This window comes from Cycloclasticus sp. (assembly GCF_019090545.1).
Taxonomy (GTDB): Bacteria; Pseudomonadota; Gammaproteobacteria; order Methylococcales; family Cycloclasticaceae; genus Cycloclasticus; species Cycloclasticus pugetii.
Window position 1 is genome coordinate 54756 of record NZ_JAHRVT010000039.1, and the last position, 20719, is coordinate 75474.

The 20719-nt window shown below is 39.8% G+C and carries 18 protein-coding genes; 2 read left to right on the forward strand and 16 right to left on the reverse strand.

Annotated elements, in window-relative coordinates:
• Window positions 1-89: 89 nt before the first annotated feature.
• Genes rfbB through rfbA form a run of 4 tightly spaced genes read right to left on the reverse strand, consistent with a single transcriptional unit; the run spans window position 90 to window position 3499 of the window.
• Window positions 90-1163, reverse strand: a complete 1074-nt coding sequence (gene rfbB, locus KUG63_RS09790; RefSeq protein ID WP_287555052.1) for a dTDP-glucose 4,6-dehydratase — start codon at window positions 1161-1163, stop codon at window positions 90-92.
• Window positions 1163-2047 carry a dTDP-4-dehydrorhamnose reductase gene (rfbD, locus tag KUG63_RS09795; protein ID WP_287555054.1) on the reverse strand — a complete coding sequence of 295 codons (885 nt, stop codon included), beginning with the start codon at window positions 2045-2047 and terminating at the stop codon, window positions 1163-1165. Before rfbD ends, rfbB begins: the two co-directional genes overlap by 1 nt.
• Window positions 2040-2615, reverse strand: a complete 576-nt coding sequence (gene rfbC, locus KUG63_RS09800; protein WP_287555055.1) for a dTDP-4-dehydrorhamnose 3,5-epimerase — start codon at window positions 2613-2615, stop codon at window positions 2040-2042. Before rfbC ends, rfbD begins: the two co-directional genes overlap by 8 nt.
• Window positions 2615-3499, reverse strand: coding sequence for a glucose-1-phosphate thymidylyltransferase RfbA (rfbA, locus tag KUG63_RS09805; protein ID WP_287555058.1), 885 nt, complete (start codon window positions 3497-3499; stop codon window positions 2615-2617). Before rfbA ends, rfbC begins: the two co-directional genes overlap by 1 nt.
• A gap of 157 nt (window positions 3500-3656) precedes the next feature.
• Between rfbA and galE the strand changes: the two genes are divergently transcribed.
• Window positions 3657-4691, forward strand: a complete 1035-nt coding sequence (gene galE / locus KUG63_RS09810) for a UDP-glucose 4-epimerase GalE (RefSeq protein WP_287555060.1) — start codon at window positions 3657-3659, stop codon at window positions 4689-4691.
• Window positions 4692-4818: 127 nt separating this feature from the next.
• Here the strand turns inward: galE and KUG63_RS09815 are convergent, their stop codons facing one another.
• Window positions 4819-6213, reverse strand: a complete 1395-nt coding sequence (locus KUG63_RS09815) for an MBL fold metallo-hydrolase (protein ID WP_287555063.1) — start codon at window positions 6211-6213, stop codon at window positions 4819-4821.
• A 257-nt stretch (window positions 6214-6470) separates the two neighbouring features.
• Here KUG63_RS09815 and KUG63_RS09820 point away from each other — a divergent pair, with 257 nt between their 5' ends.
• The gene (locus KUG63_RS09820) at window positions 6471-7040 is read left to right on the forward strand and encodes a VPLPA-CTERM sorting domain-containing protein (RefSeq protein ID WP_287555066.1); all 570 of its coding nucleotides are present in this window, start codon (window positions 6471-6473) and stop codon (window positions 7038-7040) included.
• 391 nt (window positions 7041-7431) lie between these two features.
• On the opposite strand, the gene KUG63_RS09825 is transcribed toward KUG63_RS09820, so the two are convergent.
• The 11 genes from KUG63_RS09825 to KUG63_RS09875 all read right to left on the reverse strand — a co-directional run bounded on the left by KUG63_RS09825 (window position 7432) and on the right by KUG63_RS09875 (window position 20711).
• Window positions 7432-8262: a VPLPA-CTERM sorting domain-containing protein gene (locus KUG63_RS09825; RefSeq protein ID WP_287555069.1), complete on the reverse strand. Its 831-nt coding sequence runs from the start codon at window positions 8260-8262 to the stop codon at window positions 7432-7434.
• Between the two features lie 169 nt (window positions 8263-8431).
• The gene (locus KUG63_RS09830) at window positions 8432-8992 is read right to left on the reverse strand and encodes a hypothetical protein (protein WP_287555071.1); all 561 of its coding nucleotides are present in this window, start codon (window positions 8990-8992) and stop codon (window positions 8432-8434) included.
• Between the two features lie 233 nt (window positions 8993-9225).
• On the reverse strand, window positions 9226-11610 hold the full coding sequence (locus KUG63_RS09835; RefSeq protein ID WP_287555073.1) for a tetratricopeptide repeat protein: 2385 nt from the start codon (window positions 11608-11610) through the stop codon (window positions 9226-9228).
• Between the two features lie 8 nt (window positions 11611-11618).
• Entirely contained in the window at window positions 11619-13145 is a 1527-nt protein-coding gene (xrtD, locus tag KUG63_RS09840) for a VPLPA-CTERM-specific exosortase XrtD (RefSeq protein ID WP_287555075.1), read from the reverse strand.
• A 32-nt stretch (window positions 13146-13177) separates the two neighbouring features.
• Window positions 13178-14278, reverse strand: coding sequence for a WecB/TagA/CpsF family glycosyltransferase (locus KUG63_RS09845; RefSeq protein WP_287555078.1), 1101 nt, complete (start codon window positions 14276-14278; stop codon window positions 13178-13180).
• 17 nt (window positions 14279-14295) lie between these two features.
• A complete protein-coding gene (locus KUG63_RS09850) occupies window positions 14296-15300 on the reverse strand; it encodes an acyltransferase (protein WP_287555081.1) in 1005 nt (334 codons plus the stop codon).
• A 164-nt stretch (window positions 15301-15464) separates the two neighbouring features.
• On the reverse strand, window positions 15465-16697 hold the full coding sequence (locus tag KUG63_RS09855) for a glycosyltransferase (RefSeq protein ID WP_287555082.1): 1233 nt from the start codon (window positions 16695-16697) through the stop codon (window positions 15465-15467).
• A gap of 30 nt (window positions 16698-16727) precedes the next feature.
• Window positions 16728-17894 (reverse strand): nucleotide sugar dehydrogenase, encoded by a 1167-nt coding sequence (locus KUG63_RS09860; protein ID WP_287555085.1) that lies wholly within the window; start codon window positions 17892-17894, stop codon window positions 16728-16730.
• A gap of 34 nt (window positions 17895-17928) precedes the next feature.
• A complete protein-coding gene (locus tag KUG63_RS09865) occupies window positions 17929-18843 on the reverse strand; it encodes a glycosyltransferase family 2 protein (RefSeq protein ID WP_287555088.1) in 915 nt (304 codons plus the stop codon).
• A gap of 50 nt (window positions 18844-18893) precedes the next feature.
• Window positions 18894-20162 (reverse strand): Vi polysaccharide biosynthesis UDP-N-acetylglucosamine C-6 dehydrogenase TviB, encoded by a 1269-nt coding sequence (gene tviB, locus KUG63_RS09870; protein ID WP_287555090.1) that lies wholly within the window; start codon window positions 20160-20162, stop codon window positions 18894-18896.
• An 18-nt stretch (window positions 20163-20180) separates the two neighbouring features.
• Window positions 20181-20711 (reverse strand): serine acetyltransferase, encoded by a 531-nt coding sequence (locus KUG63_RS09875; protein ID WP_287555092.1) that lies wholly within the window; start codon window positions 20709-20711, stop codon window positions 20181-20183.
• Window positions 20712-20719 lie beyond the last annotated feature (8 nt).

Sequence of the window (20719 nt, forward strand, 5' to 3'; positions counted from 1 at the left end):
CGCCAACTAAAAAACATTAAAACCATCTGCTAGCTAAACACTCTCTCTTAAGAAAAGTAGCATCCATTGTCCAGCAGCAGTTATTCAGATCATGATGATCCAACGATACCCAAACGTTCCCGCTTATAGCTACCGTCTTGCACATGCTCGCACCATAGCTGGTTCTCAAGATACCATTTAACTGTTTTACGAAGCCCACTTTGAAAAGTTTCTTGAGGGGACCAACCTAATTCTCTTTCAATTTTACTGGCATCAATAGCATATCGAACGTCATGGCCTGCTCGATCAGTTACAAAAGTAATAAGGTCTTGATAGCTTGCAACGCCCATCGGTTTATTCAGTGCTAGCTCTTCCAATAGCACACAAATTGATCGCACCACTTCTATATTCTGCATCTCATTATGCCCACCAATATTGTATGTTTCATTTAATACGCCTTGGGTGGCAACCAGTACTAACGCACGGGCATGATCTTCAACATACAACCAATCTCGAATCTGTTTTCCTTCCCCATACACGGGTAAAGGCTTACCGGCTAACGCATTCAATATAACCAATGGAATCAGTTTTTCAGGAAAATGATAAGGGCCGTAATTATTTGAGCAATTAGTAATCAGCGCTGGAAAATCAAAGGTACGCTGCCATGCTCTCACTAAATGATCAGAACTCGCTTTACTGGCTGAATAAGGCGAACTAGGGGCATAAGGCGTTTGCTCGGTGAACAAGTCATCAGTCCCTTCTAAGTCACCGTATACTTCATCTGTTGAGATATGATGAAAACGAAAACCCGCCTTTTTAGCACCTTCTAATGACGACCAGTAATGCCTCGCTTGTTCTAATAAATTATATGTACCTACAATATTCGTTTGAATAAACTCACCGGGCCCATCAATGGAGCGATCAACATGCGACTCCGCCGCAAGGTGCATCACAATATCTGGCTGATGTTGATTCAATACACGTTTTATTTCAACTGCATCACAAATATCAACGTGCTCAAAGCTGTACCGATCACTCTCGCTCACCGATTTAAGTGACTCTAAATTCCCTGCATAGGTTAGTTTATCGAGATTAATAACATTAAACTCGGTGTCGTTAATTAAATGTCGAATAACAGCCGAACCTATGAACCCCGCACCGCCTGTTACTAATATCGTTTTCATCAATGGTTATCCTCTAAAACCTTTAAGCAACGCTGTAATGCCTCTTTCCAATAAGGAATTTGAATGCCGTATGCTTGTTTAATTTTTGCTTTATTTAATACGCTGTAATGGGGGCGTTTTGCTGGCGTTGGGTAGTCTTTTGTTTCAATCGGTAAAACTCGGCAGCTTACACCACTTAACTCAAAAATCGTTATCGCAAAATCATACCAACTACAAACCCCTTCGTTACTATAATGATACAACTCTGTTTTAAAGGTATTGTTATTAAAGCCATCGCTTTGAGTTATTTGTATAATAGCTTGCGCTAAATCTGCAGCATAAGTTGGCGTGCCCACTTGGTCATAAATTACATTTAATTCATCACGTTGAGATGCCAACTTGAGCATTGTTTTAACAAAGTTATTACCAAATGCTGAATACACCCAACTGGTACGAATAATAAGCGCATTATTCGGCATCAGTGATTCGATCGCCTGCTCACCGCGTAATTTACTAAAACCATACTCTCCTTGAGGAGCCACCTTATCGCTTTCAATATAAGGTTTAAAGTTTTCGCCAGCAAACACATAATCGGTTGAAATATGAATCAGCCTTGCGTGCCGACTTGCTACCATCTTAGCCAACTTGTTAACCGCCATGTGGTTAATTTGATCAGCCAATTCAGGTTCTGCCTCCGCTTGGTCGACAGCTGTATACGCCGCACAATTTATAATTAAGTCAAACTCTTTTCCTGCAAAAAAAGCATCAATACTCGCGCAGTCATTAAGATTTAATTCCTCACGGTTTGGAAATAAATACAAATAGCCTGAATCACTTCCAACTAAACCACGTATTGACTGCCCCAGCTGGCCACTGCCACCAGTCACTATTATTGTTTTAGTCATAGTAATTTATTGAGTAATTAAAACACTCAGGTAACTGAGTAAACAAAGGTTGTTTAGTGTCTTTATCCGATAGCATCAACTGCTCGCTAGATAAGCGCCAATCAATGTTTAACTGTGGATCATCAAATGCTAAACCACGGTCACAATCAGGTGAATAGTAATTATCAACTTTATAAGCAAAGGTTGCTGTATCGCTGAGCACCACAAAACCATGCGCAAAACCTCTAGGAACAAACATTTGTCGTTTATTTTCCCCAGACAGCTCAACGGCAACATGTTGCCCAAAGGTAGGGCTGCCCACGCGAATATCAACCGCCACATCCAACACGCTACCGTCTATCACTCTTACTAATTTACTTTGTGCATGGGGTGCTAATTGAAAGTGCAAACCCCTTAATACCCCTTTTGAAGATTTTGATTCATTATCTTGCACAAAATTAACAGTGTAACCAACCGCCTCTTCAAACAAGTCCTGCCGAAACGTTTCCATGAAATAACCCCGCTCATCTCCATGTAAACGTGGTTCTACAACAATCACATCGGGGATAAATTGTTTAATAAACTCCATCAGTCTTCCGCTTCTTCTGCACAGCGAAGTAAGTACTGACCGTACTGATTTTTAGCCAATGGCTGGGCCAAAGCCACCAGCTGCTCTTTGTTAATATAGCCTTGTTCAAATGCAATTTCCTCAAGACACGCCACCTTCAAGCCTTGACGTTTTTCTATAATCTCAATGAATTGCGCAGCCTCCAGCAAGCTTTCATGAGTACCGGTATCTAACCAAGCGTAACCTCGCCCCATTAACTCAACTTTAAGGCGTTCTTCTTCCAAATAAAGCTGGTTAACCGATGTAATTTCCAATTCACCGCGATGTGAAGGCACAACTGATTTGGCTTTTTGAATCACATCATTTGGGTAAAAATACAAACCGGTCACCGCATAATTACTTTTAGGCTGCTCAGGCTTCTCGGCCAAACTGATCACAGTGCCTTCAGCATCAAATTCTGCCACCCCATAACGCTCTGGGTCTGCAACCCGATAACCAAACACCGTCGCACAGTTTTGCGCTTTAACATTTTCAACGGCGTTAGCGAGCATACGCGTTAAATCGTGACCATGATAAATATTATCACCCAGTACTAAGCACACATCATCGTCAGCAATAAAGTCCTCACCTAAGATAAACGCTTGCGCCAAACCATCGGGTGAAGGTTGAACAACATAATCAAAACGAACACCCAATTCAGCACCATCACCTAATAAGCGCTGAAAGCTGGCTTGATCTTCCGGTGTGGTGATAATTAGAATCTCTGTAATACCTGCTAGCATCAAGACAGATATTGGATAATAAATCATCGGTTTATCATAAAGTGGTACAAGTTGCTTAGAAACACCACGCGTAATTGGGTATAACCGTGTTCCACTACCACCTGCCAATACAATTCCCTTCACCACATACTCCTTATCATTAATGTCTCATGCTATTTTATATTAGCTTCCATTAATACTGAAACTTTTCACCCTAATTTCAATTTTTTTATAACGACGCCATGTCTTATCTAAAACCAATGAACACGTTATACTAAATCTTTTGTTAAAGGATGAATAAATGATTTTAGTCACTGGCGGAGCAGGATATATTGCATCACATACCTGCATAGAATTATTACAAGCTGGCTACAAGGTACTAGCCATTGATAATTTATCAAATGCCAGTGAAGAGTCATTAAACCGCGTACAACAAATAACGGGGAAAGCACTCCGCTTTATTAAAGGTGATGTCCGTGATGCCGCACTAATGAAGGGCATATTTGAACAGCACCCTATTGACGCTGTTATCCATTTTGCGGGCCTTAAAGCCGTTGGCGAGTCTTGTGTGATGCCACTTGAATATTACGATAACAACCTTAATAGCACCTTAGTATTAGCCCAAGCCATGCAAGCGGCGCAGTGTAAAAATTTGGTATTTAGTTCATCGGCGACCGTTTATGGCGACCCAAGCAAGCTGCCGCTGACTGAAGATATGTCCTTATCGGCCACCAACCCTTATGGGCGCTCAAAACTTATTATTGAACAAATGCTCGGCGATTTGCCCGCTGCTGATGCCATTAATAAAACAGCCCCCTGGTCCATAGCTTTACTGCGCTATTTCAACCCTGTTGGTGCACACCCGTCGGGTATGATCGGCGAGGACCCGAATGACACGCCTAATAATCTCATGCCTTTTATTACCCAAACCGCTATTGGCAGGCGGCAGCGGCTCGCCATTTTTGGCAACGATTACAACACTCATGATGGCACGGGTGTAAGAGACTACATTCATGTGGTTGACCTTGCCAAAGGGCACCTTAAAGCGGTAGAAAAATTATTATCTAGTGAAGGCATTAAGGGCGTTCAAGCCTATAACCTTGGTACTGGCAACGGTATTAGCGTATTAGATATGGTTAAAGCTTTTAGCAAGGTTAATCATGTAGACGTACCGTATGAAATCGTCCCTCGTCGCACCGGTGATGTAGCCGCCTGCTACGCTGATGTTAGCCGCGCCAAAAAAGAGCTTAATTGGCAAGCAACACAGCAATTAGAGGATATGGTTAAAGATAGCTGGCACTGGCAAAGCTTAAACCCAAAGGGTTATAAAAGCTAAGTCGATTCGTTAATTTAACCCTTATTCGTTGGGATTCCTGCGTCAGCGCCAACCTACTCTATGGGGAGTATTAAGGGAATTTTGTAGGTTGGGCTGATTTTTTCAAGCCCAACAACCCAAACCCTACTTAACTAGCAATAATAACCTCTGCGTCAAATTGCTGTTCAAATTTATATTTTAGAGCTTTTTTCGCACTATCATCGCCATGTATAAGCCTGATGATCTGTGGCTTATGCCGCATACGCTTAACAAAATTAATCAAATCTTTCTGATCTGCATGTGCACTATACCCACCTAGTGTATACACCCCCGCCCTAATATCAGTACGTACGCCGTCGTCAAAAACAACATAACCACCATCCGGCCCATATTGTTGAATATCACGCCCAGGCGTACCCACAGCCTGATAACCAACAAACACGACATCTGTCCGTGTATCTCCCAACAACGCTTGTAAATAATTTTGCATTCGCCCACCGGCGCACATACCACTGGCAGCAATTACAATTGATGGGTGCCCAGTTTGTTTTAAACGTGCCAGTAAGGCTTCATGTTCAGCATGTGAATTGACGGTTAATAATTGCTCAAACGATAAGGGGTGACGCCCCGCTGATAATTTTCGTTGCGCTTCTTTATCCCACAAGTCCTTTAACTGCCGGTAGTGATTGGTAAAACTAGCTGCCAGTGGTGAATCCACAATAACATCCACCTTTTTCCAATCGCCACCTTGAGTATGAATAATATGTTCAATTTCATACAATAGCTCTTGAGTACGGCCAATAGAAAACGCTGGAATAAGCACCGTGCCACCGTTTGCCAAACACCGTTCAATGGTTTGCTGTAACATTATTCGACGTTTCTTACGGCTTTCATGACAACGATCACCATAGGTGCTTTCAATCACCAATTCGTCACAACGATAAGGAGACTTAGGCGCTGCTAATAACGGTGAATACGGCGCCCCTAAATCACCCGAAAACACCACACGTTTAGAGGCTTTCTTACCAGTCTTTTGTTGTTGAGACACATCAAATTCAATATATGCAGACCCTATAATATGCCCTGCAACTTTGAACTTAGCCTTTAAATTATCTGCTAAGCTAAACCAATGATCATAATCAATACCTTTCAACTGCTTAGTTAAGCGCGCCATTACCGATCTTATTATTGAAGCATTACGCGTTACACCAACTTTCAAGGCATCTTCAATCACCAAGGGTAACAATAAGGCCGTGGCCTTTGTTGCATAAATAGGCCCGTTAAACCCTGCTGCTAATAAATAAGGAAGCCGCCCAACATGATCAATATGACAGTGCGTTAGTAACACTGCTCGAACATCATCGATAGGAAAGTTAACTTGTTTCTTAGTCAGCACATCCTGTCCTGCTTCAATGCCTTGAAATAAACCACAATCAATTAGCACAGAAAAAGCATCATCTGCGCCATTTGCATTAACTGATAAACGATGGCAAGAGCCAGTAACCCCAGTCACCGCTCCATGGTGAGAAATTTTGTACATCATGTACTCCTAATAAAACCTAATGTATTTATTTTAAAACCTTTTTGATGGCATGGAATCAACTTTTATGAGTTCAACTCAGGAAAGGATTTTAAGCTAACTAAATTACAGCAAGTAAGCCCCAACACACTACTAATCTTAATCTTCACATTATAGCGCCATAATACCACCTCTTATTATTGACAAAATAATCCACATCTAGTACCAAAGTACAATAGAGTAGTTTTAAAAGTGTGATAGAATTCACGCGAATGTACCAAATGGATTTTAAAATTATGAAAATATTACAGCCTTTAAGTATTATCCTTATGCTTGCGTTCGCAGTTCCAGTTACCCAAGCAGCCACATGTGCAACAACTGACGTAACCGTGGAAGGTATCAACGCATTTGCGTGCAAAACTCACCCAGGTGAAAATGATACTGGTTATGCTAAAGATATAAATGGTGACTTTAACTTGGATACATCCATTATTTGGGATGGCATAGTTAAGTCAGACGACCCTGGATCAACTCTAATGTTTGATGAAGCTAACAAAACTTGGGCTATAACGGATGCCATTAGCGCACCTTTTGTCGTTGTTATCAAAGCGTCTAATGACTTTGCTTCTTATTTGTTTACCCTCCCTGAGGTAGCAAAGACAGGAACATTTTCACTTATTTTTTCCCACGTAACGGGAAATGGTCAAACAAAATTTCATGGCCTATCTCATATATCTATTTATACAACAAGCAATGGGGCCGGAAACCCAGTTCCCCTACCTGCGGCTCTGTGGCTATTTGCCCCTGCACTTTTAGGCTTTCTGGGTTTTCGTAGAAAAAACAAGGTATAAGCAAATTTAATTATTAAAAAAAGGGGCATATTGCCCCTTTTTTAATGCCTAATATTTTTATTTTTAAGCATCTAACCCCACCCTAAAAGTAAATTTTAGTCTTACATACCCTGTGATAAAAAGCAGTCCTGTCGTTTGAGCAGCAGCGTCTATCACTCAACAATAGAGCAATCACAACACTTCGTTCATGCCTATGCTTTATTGCCGCTTACTGCGTCCTCTGCAAGCGACTTTACATCATTACAAACATGCTCTGTAAAATATACTTGCATTGCTTGAACTAAGTTCTATAAAACTCAACACGCTAGGGTATAAAAAGCTGGGCATAAAAAAAACCGCAGCCAATTTCTCGACTGCGGTTCAACATCTTGTTTGAATGGTTTTTTATCCGTTAAGTATACTTTCGTCTCATACCCAACAAGCCAATCAACGCGGGGCTCAATAACCATAAAGCCGCTGGAATTGGCACAGCTGATGGTACGCTCATATCAACTATTGCCTCATCGTTAACACAAGCCATGGTTAAGTAAGTGCTAATTGTGCCACCTGTTGATGCATCAAATAAACTGAGATAACTTAAATCAAACTCACCTTCAAGCACATTGTCATCTCCACCATTAGAGGTCCAATTTCCATTAAAACTTAAAATCTCTTCCAAGCGCCCATTAGAATTACTCATTCGGTACGTTTCAGACTTGTGACCACTTAAACCACTATACATATCGGCCTCTTCCCAAACACCGCCCTGTAATAGTGAAAACTGCGCAATACCTGTTGTGTCATCTACACCTAACACTCTAATAGCATAATCAAAACCAGCTGAATCAAGAGTTGGGTCAGTATAGCCATTAACACTAATGGCAAAATCACCTAAATAAATATTAGCATCCGTTTCTCGTCCACTTAAAATACTTCCACCAACGGCACCAAATTGAAATTTAGAGCCTACAACACTCGTACCCAAGTAATTAATGTCCCACTTATCACCGGTACTTGCATCATCGTATTCATGATTTTGTCCATTTTGATAATCATCAAGGTCTATGTCACCTGAATAATTGCCTTGTGAATGCCACTTAGCAGACCCTTCTACGCCATCAGTACTCGCTTGATATTCAGAAGAGCCTTGCACAATGGCTCCATCAATCGTTGCCGACAAGGCATTTGTACTAAGAAATACAGCCCCAACTAACACACCCACCTTTTTTAACTTTAAACCCATAACCTCATTTACCTCAATTATTTTGATATATGAACATTTTAATTAAAGTAAACTTTATTGAATATTGTACATTGGTACTAACCTACTACTTATAAGCCGTTATCAAGCCATAAAATTAGTAACAAAATATTGAACAGGAGTTTTTTCATCAACGAATCAATTCGTTATGTCATTCAGAAATAATACTGCCCCACTTTTCCTCATGCGAGCCAACAGCACCCGGTTCAAAAAAACAAATCGTCCAAATAAAAGCGATCCATTCTGTTAAAACTGCTTTTGAACCTTGGCTCGTTTTCCACCAACGAGACAATTGGTAACCTTCCGGCTCACTGGCATAAACTCCGATACTGCTAGCGGGTAATGCTAGCTCATATAACAAGCGGGTACGTCTTGCATGTACGCCTTGGCTAAAAACATCCAATGCATTCACTTTAATACTTTTTCTGGCAAACCAATCTCGTACCATTACTGCACTTAAATAAGTACGGTTTTGTGCTGATGCAGGAGTGGGTATAGAAATAACCTTTGCAGCCGAAAGCCCATGAGAAACAAAATAATGAGCCGACTTATCAGCGTAGTTTGACCACGCCATTTTCCCCCATCGGGTACTCGGCCCACCCGTAGTAATTAGGTATCTGTATTGGTTTGTCGGCTCATTAAATTTCAACAAGGCTTGTTGCAAACTTTGTTCAGCTTGCCACCCTTCAACCACCAAGTATTCAGCGTGCATAGGGTGCGTTTGTGCTAAGAAAAAACCAATGCCCCTAAAACATGTTAAAAATATTAGGCTAAGAGAAAATAATATCAAGAGAAGAAACCAAGCTTTTGGCAACCATAAGGTATACCGTTTGAAAAACATTGACCTCACGGACATGTATTATAATGACATCTGGCTAATGGTTAGGCTTTTACGTCAGCAGCAGCCTATGTATAAAATATACATAGGCTGCTTTTTTCAAGGTATTACTCCGCTGCCAACAAAGCTGATACCTGCTCACTCATTTTTGCATCCCCTTGTTCATCCGCTAGTTCTTTAGCTTTTTTCAAGTACTCTGCAGCCTTTAGTGGCTTATTCTGTAACTGGTATAAGTACCCTAAGTGGTAATTAAACACAGCAACATTTGGTGCGCTCAGCGTCGCCACTTCAAGTGCATGTTGGGCTTCATCTAGCAAGCCCAATTGCACTTTTACCCAGCCATAAGTATCAAGGTAATAAGGCTCTGTTGCATTTTCAAAACGAGCTGAAATATCTTCTGCTTTTTTAAGATTTTCCTCTGAACGAAACTGATCCGTTAATAAACTCGCCAAGTTATTGATAGCAGGTTCTATTGTTGCATCACGTTCCACTACTTGCTCATACAATTCTTTTGCCTTATTAAACTCTTTTTGCTGCTCATATAAAGAGGCGAGCTGCATAGCTAAAGCATTATTTTCTGGGGCTACTTTTAAACCTTCCATGTATGTATTAATGGCTTTATTAAACTGTTTCTGCTGTAAATAGAGTGTGGCCTGTGCGCTATATCCACCTATCCATTTTTCCTCAACCGCTAGCCCCTTATCTAGTACAGCAACTGCTTGCTCCCATGCTTTATCTTTGGCATAAATATTTGATTGCACTAAATACGCCGTAAACTGACGTGGGTTATTCGCCGTAAACTCACCCAAATAGCTTAACAGTTCTTCCTCTTGACCTAATTGAACAGAACAATAGGCTAAACCTTGAATTGCCCGGCCCATATCTGGACGTTCTTGTAGTACTGCTTTGTACTCCTCAATCGCATCACTATAACGCTCTTGCCCTTGCGATATCCGTGCCGATAAAAATGAAGCCACAACAGAGTTTTTCTGAGATTTTTCTAGTGTATCAACAATGCTTTGCGTACCCTGCCAATCTTTTTTAAGTAGCCTAACCTGAGCAAGTGTTTGTAGAATTGGATCATTATTCGGTGTTTTAGATAAGGCCTCCATCAATACCGATTCAGTTCTATTTAAATCATTTGATTCCATCAAACCTTTTGCTACTGATAAAGCAGCCACTGTATTGCCTGGGTTAACGGCCAACGCCTGACGGAAACTATCTTCTGCCAACTCAACAGAACCACTATTCATATAAGCCTGTGCTAATAATACCAACGCTTGTTCCGACTCAGGGTTATTCCGCAATACGATCCTTAATCGCGTAACTGCTGAATCAATATCACCATTTATTACTTCAATTCGTGCCTTTAATAATAAGGCAGCTTCATGCTCAGGGTTTTTAAGAAAAACCTCATCTAATTTTTTATTAGCAGCTTCCCTATCATCTTGCTGCATATCAAAGTTAGCTAACATCACACTTGCTTTATTCGCACTCTCAATGTCATCAGCTTGTTGACTAATCGCTTCTAGGTCAGTTTTTGCAGCATCTATTTTCCCTTGAGAAATTAGCAGCCCTACCATTTTAAAACGAAGATCAAATGCTGTTGGGTCTTCTTCTATATAGCCCTTCAATATACTTAATGCCTGCTCTGGATCATTTCTTTCGACCAAGGAAACAAGCAGCTGTTTAGCTTCTACATTAGCAGGTTGAGCTTTTACAAATTTTTCTAACACCTCTTTTGCCTCAAGATACTTACCTTGCATATTATATAATTTAGCCAATGATACAAACACCCATGTCTCTGTGTCAGGTTGGCCCATCAACTCTTGATACATTGACTCCATCGCAGAGTAATCTTTTTGCTCTTCTAAGATAGAGAGCTTAATCATTTTCAAGGCTAACTGATCCGGCTCTTTATTGATTGTATCGGTTAATAAAGCAATGGCTTGTTGAACTTTGGCCTCTTTATTTAACAAGATAGCTTTTAAAGAAATAGCTTCTATATTTAAAGGTTCAATTTTCAAAGCATGCTCTACATGCTCCATTGCTAAGCCATAATTTTCTTTTTTTAGTTCGACACTAGATTTTAAAATCCACGCTAGGATATTTTCAGGCTCAATACTCAACACTTTATCAGCACGCTCCATGGCAAACTCATTATTGCCTGACAATAGATACAATTGCCCTAACTTAATAGTTGCCTCGTGATACATTGGGTTTAGTTGTTCAACTCTTAACAAATTTGTATACATCGATTTCCAACTCTTAGCTTTTTCATCAAGCAAAGCAAGTTGGTAATACGGCTCTGCTACCTTTGGGTCTACCTGAATAGCATTCTTAAATTCAATTCTAGCTTTTTCCGGCTTATTCTCAGCTAATAGTTCTTTGCCGCTTTCAATAAACCTCGCCGCACTATCGGCAGGTGAACCACACGCCGTTAAACCGCAAAAGCTAACCAGTAAAACCAACACATATTTTAAAATTTTCATTATTATTCCTAGTCCACTATATAGTTATTAAGCTGAGATTCTGATTCAGCCATAAAAGATAGAATTTTTGCTTCAGCCACCTTGATATCTTCATGCTGCCCAACTGCAATGGTGTAACGGACCAAAGCACCATCGGTACGGTTTTTAAATACCGAATCAACAAATAAATACCATTTATTAATATATTCATTTGCGATTATCCGCCCATGGCCTTGAAACCAGTAATAAACCAATTGTCGCTGATTACCTTTTTTAATCAATACACGATTAACCGGATGATTATTTGCTTCAGTACGTTCAAACTCTGCAATTTCCCAGCCCCCGCCAGGAATACAAACTCTTGGTGAATGTGGTGAAACACCTTTCCGTTGAGATTGATAATAAGCTACATAAAAATTAACGAATGTTCCTTCATCATTATGGTAATTAGCAAGCAAATAGTCAGTCATTCCAAGCTTTTCAATAACCGGGGCATCAAGCTTCTCATGTTTACCCTTCCAGTCACCCAGTTGTAGAGGGTAATTCACAAATGATCGATGTTCAGGAAATTTTTCAGTACGTTGATCCAAGAACTGAGCCACAACACCTGACCCTATTAAGAATAAAATAGCCACAATCAGTGGTTTTGAACTAAGTTGTTGAACTGACTTATTTTGTTCGGCAGTTGGTAAAGGAGTATCAACCACAGCAAACACAGCAGCTACGCTCCCACCTTTATTCGTTAACTTTTCTAACACCCAAATTAAAATAAATAACAACACTGCACAGGCCATAAAAATAATCCAGCCTTCAAAGTCGTGTAAAAAGCCCTCCGCCATAGAAATGCCCCAGTTATCCACCAGTACACCAATAGCCCCTATACGGAAGCTGTTCATTAATATGGTTATAGGAATCGTTGCTAAGAAAACTAAGGCTCGTTTCCAAAATGATGCTTGATAAAAATAGGCTGCAATAAAGCCCAAGCTCATTAAGGGGAACAAATACCTTAAACCACTACATGCTTCAACCACCTGTAGCTGATACACACCTAAGTCGATAACATTACCTTCTAGAAACACAGGGATTTGGCATAGGCGAATAAAACTAACCCCTAGCGAAGAAGAAATTAACTGCAACTTAGCCGTTAACAACACCTCAATGACATAAGGCAAAGGAATAGCAAACAACAAGAGAAGAATCGGTGTGACCGTATACCGCGTACCTTTACCAATAGTCACTAGTGAGATACCAATTAAAGCCAATACAAAAGCGTATTGGATTAATAAATATAAAGCGCTAACTTCGCCAATTAAAAATACAATAGAGGCAATAACAATTAACCATACACCTGACCATTGTGGAGCAGCTACGGACGATAAAATAAGCCCTTTCTTCTCCCAAAGAATATATAAGGTGACTAATGGAATTAAAAAGCCATGACTATACTCTTCTTGACTCTCCCAACGAAAAAAGGCCTCTGACAAACCGTTCCAATAAGCCCATATAGCCGCGCACAATGCCAGCAAGAACAAACCCGTATGTTTTCTAGTTACCAATCGACCTCTCCATTATTTATTATAATCCTAAATTAACGCTTAACCTTAAAGCGCTGCCCTACATTATTAAGTACGAGCAAGGTACTGATTCGCTTTGGCACTTTAGTGAGTATTAGTTCCCTACCTTGTTTTGCCAAACGTGCCTGAAACAGCATTAAAGTGGCAATAAATGCTGCATCAATATAACTTAACTTAAAGCAATCTATTATCACGTGTTCTTTTTCTTCACTAAGTATAGATGAAAAAACTTGTTTTACCGACTCCAAGGTTGAAGCTTTAAAACTCCCGTTTAAAAAGACCACTCCGTCAGCTTTTTGTGACGGACTTATTACGCATGGTTGCTTGTAACATACTGACCGTTTAAGTAAACGATCATAAATTGCCAAAGGAAAAATATAAATTAACAACATTTTAATAAACATTAAACCGTCGTAAAAATACCGTTTCCACAAGCTTTTTTCTTGCTTAATTCTCCATACCCACTCTAAACCAAACTTTTGCCAACGCTTAGGGGCGCGCTGAATATTTCCTGCTACAAAATTAATAACGGCGCCTAAATGACTAATAACCGGCGCCTTCAAATACTCTCGGTTTTTTTGAATCCAAGCTTGCCCTTTCTTAGCGCCTAAAGCCACCACAATAAAATCTGGTTTTGCTGTGTTTATCGCATGCAAAATATCCCTACCACTCATTTGCTCAATAGACACAAACCCAGGGTCATAAAAACCGCAGCTCAGCATACCCACACTGGTTTCATTTAATTGCGTATGCGCTCGCTCGGCTACGCCTTGCTGTCCACCAAAAAAATAAATCCGTATTTTCTTTTCTCGTGGGCGAGAAGATAACTCATCAAACAGCGTAGAGCCCGCCACACGTTCCTTAATAGGTACGCCCAGTAACCTTGCCACCCAAACTAAAGGCATCCCATCGACCACACTTAAGTCACTATCAACAACTGAATTAAAAAACGCTTTATCTGATTGAGCTGCTGTAGCAAAATTAAGGTTTGGTGTAGAAAGAAAACAGTGGGTGTTTTGCTCTATTGCCTCTTCAATTAAGGTAACTGAACGATTTAAATCAACAACATCAAATGGTAAGCCTAGAACTGCCCATGTATCTCTACTTTTTAACATGTTTATATTAGGCCCATTCAAGTCTTATTTTGGTGAACACTATGTTTAGGCATAGAAAATAAAAAGTTGAACCGCATTCTCTTAACCGCTTCAGCAAACAAAAACGAGATAAAAACCCCAATCAAGGTACCCAAAACTAAATGGAAAACACTGTTTTCAATATTAAAGCAATATTGCATAAAAATTCTAAAGCCACTCCCAAAAATCACATGAACCAAATATATCTCAAGCGAACAACGTCCTAGTAACCCCAATAAATGAAAACGCTGATCAAGAAGTTTAGAAAGCAGTATCACCATACCAACACCAACAAAAGCCATCATCAACTTTGCCAAATCTCCGGTGTAAAATTGGTTATGAAAGCAAAATTGAGATATGACAAACACAAGCAAGCTCGCTAATAGCCAACCATAACTCACCTTAAACTCATTAGCCTTAAAATGGGAAAACAACATACCCGCACAAAAATAAATACCAAAGTTTATAGCGGCATTAGCAACAGACCAACCAATACTCAAGTCAGCTTTAAAAATATAAAGCAAAAGAGACAAAACAAATAGAGCCATAACATTTCGAAGCAAACTATAGGCAAGAGCATAAAAAATAAAAACAACAAATAAGGCATACAGAAACCAGAACTGATCCTGGGGTAACCACAACAGGCTTAATACATCACTAATTGTCGTCTTATAATTAGTGATATTTTGTAATGAGTATGCAAGCCCACCTTGAATAAGTGACCAAAGAATATAAGGGTATACGATGGTACCTAACTTGCTACTAACTAACCCTTTTACACCTCTTTTATTTAACGAATTGAGAAAAAACAAGCCTGATATAAAAAAAAACAAAGGCATATGGAATGAATAAATGACAGCATCAACAAGCCTAAAAAGCGTCTCATCTTCAGTTATTCCCGCATTAAAAACACCTCTAGCAACATGCCCGTAAACCACCAGAATAATTCCGATGCCTTTAGCGTAATTCACCCATTCATATTGTGTCGAACTGGACGTTTTCATTAACAGGTACGATCTATCATCTTTCTATACCCAACAAAACGCTAACCCCTCGATGGCTTAATTTATTATTCACTCTCATAAAAGCTCTTTATTTACTAAATAACACTCGTCGTATAAAACCACACAGTCCTTAATATAGCCTAGACACAAACAATTATTTTAAACTATACAATATGATTGATAACGCGATTAAACATATCCTTCAACTTACTTGCATTGTGTTCAAGTGAGAAATCCCGTTTTACTTTAGAGGCAGCACATTCAATCATCTGATTTTTTAACACAGGTGAGTTTATTAACATTAAAATTGTTTCGGCTAGTTGGTCCTCACTATCTGGGGAAACCAACAAGCCCGTTTCTTTATGCACAACCAACTCTGGAATACCCGACAATTTTGTAGAAACAACCGGCACCCCCGATAACATGGCTTCCATTAATACTACAGGTATCCCATCTACATCACCCTGTTCATCTTGCTTGCAAGGCAACACAAAGGCATCTAACGATTTAATAAATGAAGCTACTTCAGCATGGGCAATTGCACCCATAAAAGTTATATCTTGCGGACTTAAATCAAGGCTTAGCGCCAAAGCCTGCAATTGTTGAAACAACGGGCCATCACCCGCAAGTTGCAGTTCAATTGTCTCACCTTGCGCTTTTAAAATAGCCACGGCTTTAATTAAAGTATCGAAGCCTTTTTTCTCGACCAGTCTGCCAATAGCACCTATTCTAGTTTTCTTATGCTCTAAGACAGCCGTTCTTTTAGAAAAAAGATTAGGCTCTACACCACAGCGTACAATGCACATTTTGCTCGCATCAACGCCTTTATCTTCAAGGTAATGTTTATTAAATTCTGAAATAGTGGCAAAAAAAGCCGAACGTTCAACTTTTTCGTTCAGTAGCCATCCACGTTCATATATATCGTTAGCATGTGCCGTAACACTAAAAGGAACTGCTGATAAAGAAGACGCATACATTCCAATATCAGTCGGTATATGTGCAAAGTGAACATGCAAATGCTCACAACCATTCGCTTGTAACTGGCGCGCTAAACTGGCAGCAAAAAAGAAACGATAAACCAACCCTAAACCAATACGACTAAACAGCCCAACTTGCCACATATCACGCCCCACCATCATCAGCGTTTTTAAATAACATACTGGACTTTTCAGCAAGCAAAGCAAATTATCTTTTAATACATTAAGTTTAGACTGCGCATAGAGATAAAACGTACGTTTCGCTAAAGCCTCAACCCTTGGTTCATTAACCTTTGAACTTGGAGTGTGCACCGAAAATGGAACCACTTGCACACCTAAAGCTTCCAGCTGCAAAATTTCGTTGTAAACAAAAGTTGCCGATAACGCAGGTATCTCTGGTGCTAAATAAGCAATTTTCATAATAAGAGACTTCTCATGATCAACTTCTTGCTAGTCATTACCAAATAAATCACGGGTATATACTTTATCTGAAACATCCCGAATATCATCAGTCAGTCGATTTGCAATAATGACATCAGCTTCGTGTTTAAACGTATTTAAATCCGCCACAACATTAGAATTAAAGAACTTACTTTCTTGTATAGCCGGTTCGTAAACAATAACTTCTATACCCTTTGCTTTAATACGTTTCATTACTCCCTGTACCGCAGAAGAACGAAAGTTATCAGACCCACTCTTCATAACCAACCGATAAACCCCCACAACTTTTGGCTTAAGCTTAATAATGCTATCTGCGATAAAATCTTTTCGCGTACTATTTGCATCAACAATTGCAGCAATCAAGCTATTAGGTACATCTTTATAATTTGCTCTTAACTGTTTAGTATCCTTAGGTAAACAATACCCACCATAACCAAACGACGGATTATTATAATGACTCCCAATACGCGAATCTAAGCCAACACCCTCAATAATCTGCCTACTATTTAAACCATGTATTTCAGCATAACTATCGAGCTCATTAAAATAGGCTACACGCATCGCTAAGTAAGTATTAGAAAACAACTTAACCGCCTCAGCTTCTGTTGAATTGGTATGTAATACAGGAATATCTTTTTTGACGGCCCCCTTAACTAACAAGTTTGCAAACTGTCTGGCTCGATCAGATGTTTCACCTACAATAATTCTCGATGGATGCAAATTATCATACAGCGCCTTGCCTTCCCTTAAGAACTCAGGCGAAAAAATAATATTATTAGTCGATAATTTCTCGTTTAGTTTTTTAGTGTATCCAACTGGTACTGTAGACTTGATCACCATCAGAGCTTGCGGGTTGATTGAGAGCACGTCAGAAACCACTAACTCAACTGAACGAGTATTAAAGGAATTAGTATCAGGATCATAATCAGTAGGCGTTGCAATAATCACAAAGTCTGCACCCTTATATGCAAACTCTTTATCTAAGGAAGCCGTAAAATCAAGTTTTCTATTCTGCAAAAAATCTTCAATTTCCCTATCAACAATTGGTGATTTTTTTTTATTAAGCTCATCAACTCTTTCCTTAATAATGTCTAACGCCACCACTTCATTATGTTGTGCCAGTAGCATGGCATTTGACAGCCCTACATACCCTAAACCTGCGACTGCAATTTTCATATTTTAATTTAATTCCTTATAGTTTAATTGCACACTAAGACTTCCATACCTTAGCTTGTTGTTCATTCAACTCAAGTGTGGCTTGTTTCTTGCCTTTCAACAAACACCGCCATTGATAAGCCCGAATGAAGTCAACCAGCTCAGCATCCTCAAAACGAGGTTTACGCTGTAACATACTCTTAATGTAACCCCACAACATGGCAAAGCCGCCTATTACATAGGGAGGATGTAACATTCTAAAAACTGAGGAAGCCGTCATATAAAGCAGGCTCGTTCCCATAAAATATTGTCCAAACCCATGACGCATACGTCCGGTGAATATTCCTTGTTGGCTAGAACCCATAGGCCGTAAATGAATAAAATTCAAATCAGGCTCATCCCAGCTAACTGCAATCCAACCCAGTTGGCGGCATTTATGACAATCAATCCCATCCCACATCACTTGCCGAACAAAACCACCAATTTCTTCAAAGCATTCACGACGATAAAACTTTGTCATTCCAACAGACATCTCATCACCACATTTTTCGCTAATTAACGTGCCTGTTTTTTTATCTTCAAAATATGCTTTACCACTGCAGGTTCCTATTCGAGGGTTCTCCTCCATACGTTGAATTAATACTTCAAAATAACGCACGGGCAGCTCTAAATCCAAATCAAACTTACAGACATAGTCAAACTGCTTCACATCAACCTGATCATAACCGTGATAAAAAGCTTCAATAACACCCGGCCCAACACTACGGTGACCTCGATTTTCTCGAGTAATAATTTGGATAAATGGATAACGTGCTGCGTAATCTCGTAGGATTTCAGGCGTTTGATCGGTTGAACCATCATCAACAATCACCCATAGTGCAGGCAATACACTCTGCTTCACCACGCTATCAAGCGTGTTTCGCATAAAGTCTGCCTCATTACGGCAGGGTGATACTAATAAATACGACATATTTTATCTATTACCCTCATTATTTTATACACTAAAAAAAACAATAAACTTTACAAGCGCCCATCAACACCAACCGAAGGAAACAAGTACTTAATATCGTATACAACATGATTATCTTTACCTAACGCTTTCACACCCTCAATACCCAGCTCTTTAAATTGCTCATGTGAGACTGCAATAATCATTGCATCATACTGCCCAGCGGCTGGTTGATCTATTAAATTCAAATTATAAACAGCCTGTGCCTCTTGCTTATCCACCCAAGGATCAAATACATCAACTTTTGCGTTATAGGTATTGGTTAGCTCTTCAATCATTCCCACAACACGAGTATTTCTTAAATCAGGGCAGTTTTCTTTAAACGTTAAGCCTAGCATTAAAATTTTTGCATCAACGATATTAAGCTTTTTACTGGCCATCAGCTTAACCACCTCGCTCACCACAAAGTGCCCCATATTCTCGTTAATACGACGGCCTGCAGAAACAAGCTGAGGGTGATAACCCAATGTTTCGGCTTTATGTACAAGATAGTATGGGTCAACACCAATACAGTGCCCCCCCACTAACCCCGGCCTAAAGGGTAAAAAATTCCATTTAGTGCCCGCTGCTTCTAGTACTTCTTCTGTATCAATGCCAACACGATTAAAAATTAATGCCAGTTCATTAACCAAGGCGATATTGATATCACGCTGGGTGTTTTCAATCACTTTTGCGGCTTCGGCTACTTTAATACTACTCGCCTTATGTGTGCCGGCGGTAATAATGGATTGGTATAACTCATCCACCATTGTGGCAATAGCTGGCGTTGAACCGGATGTTACTTTAAGTATATTGGTTACGCGGCGTGTTTTATCACCTGGGTTAATCCGTTCTGGGCTATAGCCACAGTAAAAATCAACATTAAAACGTAAGCCCGATAACTGCTCAAGAATAGGTACACAAACCTCTTCAGTGGCACCAGGGTATACCGTTGATTCATAAATAACCACATCGCCTTTCTTTAAATATTTTGCGAGCAGCTTAGTCGCTGAGATAATAGGCGTAAGGTCTGGAATTTTACTTGTATTTATGGGAGTTGGCACCGTCACAATGTAAATATTACACGCCGCCAAAGTGGCAGTAGATGCTGTGCAAGTTAACTGACTGGCTGATGCTAGTTCCTCTGGCGTTGTTTCCAGCGTTGAGTCGACACCCGCATTAAGTTCCGCTATACGTGTTTCGTTAATATCATAACCTACCGTAGGGAACTGCTTGCCAAACTCAACTGCTAAGGGCAAACCAACATAGCCCAAGCCAATCACCCCAATATTAAAATCCATTTAACTTTAAACCTATTTTTAATTGAGTATTTTAGCCGGGTTGCCGCACGCTGTTTTATTACTTGGAATATCCATAAGCACAACTGACATAGCTCCTATTTTGCACGAATCCCCCAAAGTGACCCCACCAAGCACTTGAGCATATGCACCTAATTCAACATTATCACATAACACCGGAGCCACCTCATCGTTATATCTATTGCCAAGAGTCACTCCCTGACGAAGCGTACAGTTTTTACCTATGACGGCATTTTTATGGATAAAAATATTGCCAAAATGGTGAATTCTAAGCCCGCCGCCTACTTTTACCGTTTTTGGCAGGCTGATACCCGTTAAAATTTCAATAATATGAAAGATAAACCAATAAATTTTAAGTGATATTTTCTTCCAAATACCTTCACTCATATTATCCACATGCAAGCCATGCCGGTACCAAGCAATTGCGATAATAGACACTTCCTTCAACCAGGGTCTTGAAGGATAACGAGCAAGGTCAGACTGCCAGTCTTGCTTAATTTCTTTTTTTATATCTGCTTGCTGCTGAGACATGGTTTACT

Coding starts and splice junctions, on each gene's coding strand:
- KUG63_RS09820 (WP_287555066.1), top strand. CDS start 6,471: ATGGATTTTAAAATTATGAAAATATTACAGCCTTTAAGTATTATCCTT.
- KUG63_RS09830 (WP_287555071.1), bottom strand. CDS start 8,992: ATGCACGCTGAATACTTGGTGGTTGAAGGGTGGCAAGCTGAACAAAGT.
- KUG63_RS09845 (WP_287555078.1), bottom strand. CDS start 14,278: ATGTTAAAAAGTAGAGATACATGGGCAGTTCTAGGCTTACCATTTGAT.
- rfbD (WP_287555054.1), bottom strand. CDS start 2,047: ATGACTAAAACAATAATAGTGACTGGTGGCAGTGGCCAGCTGGGGCAG.
- KUG63_RS09865 (WP_287555088.1), bottom strand. CDS start 18,843: ATGTCGTATTTATTAGTATCACCCTGCCGTAATGAGGCAGACTTTATG.
- KUG63_RS09825 (WP_287555069.1), bottom strand. CDS start 8,262: ATGGGTTTAAAGTTAAAAAAGGTGGGTGTGTTAGTTGGGGCTGTATTT.
- rfbB (WP_287555052.1), bottom strand. CDS start 1,163: ATGAAAACGATATTAGTAACAGGCGGTGCGGGGTTCATAGGTTCGGCT.
- rfbC (WP_287555055.1), bottom strand. CDS start 2,615: ATGGAGTTTATTAAACAATTTATCCCCGATGTGATTGTTGTAGAACCA.
- KUG63_RS09860 (WP_287555085.1), bottom strand. CDS start 17,894: ATGAAAATTGCAGTCGCAGGTTTAGGGTATGTAGGGCTGTCAAATGCC.
- KUG63_RS09875 (WP_287555092.1), bottom strand. CDS start 20,711: ATGTCTCAGCAGCAAGCAGATATAAAAAAAGAAATTAAGCAAGACTGG.
- KUG63_RS09835 (WP_287555073.1), bottom strand. CDS start 11,610: ATGAAAATTTTAAAATATGTGTTGGTTTTACTGGTTAGCTTTTGCGGT.
- tviB (WP_287555090.1), bottom strand. CDS start 20,162: ATGGATTTTAATATTGGGGTGATTGGCTTGGGCTATGTTGGTTTGCCC.
- KUG63_RS09850 (WP_287555081.1), bottom strand. CDS start 15,300: ATGAAAACGTCCAGTTCGACACAATATGAATGGGTGAATTACGCTAAA.
- galE (WP_287555060.1), top strand. CDS start 3,657: ATGATTTTAGTCACTGGCGGAGCAGGATATATTGCATCACATACCTGC.
- KUG63_RS09855 (WP_287555082.1), bottom strand. CDS start 16,697: ATGAAAATTGCTTATTTAGCACCAGAGATACCTGCGTTATCGGCAACT.
- KUG63_RS09815 (WP_287555063.1), bottom strand. CDS start 6,213: ATGATGTACAAAATTTCTCACCATGGAGCGGTGACTGGGGTTACTGGC.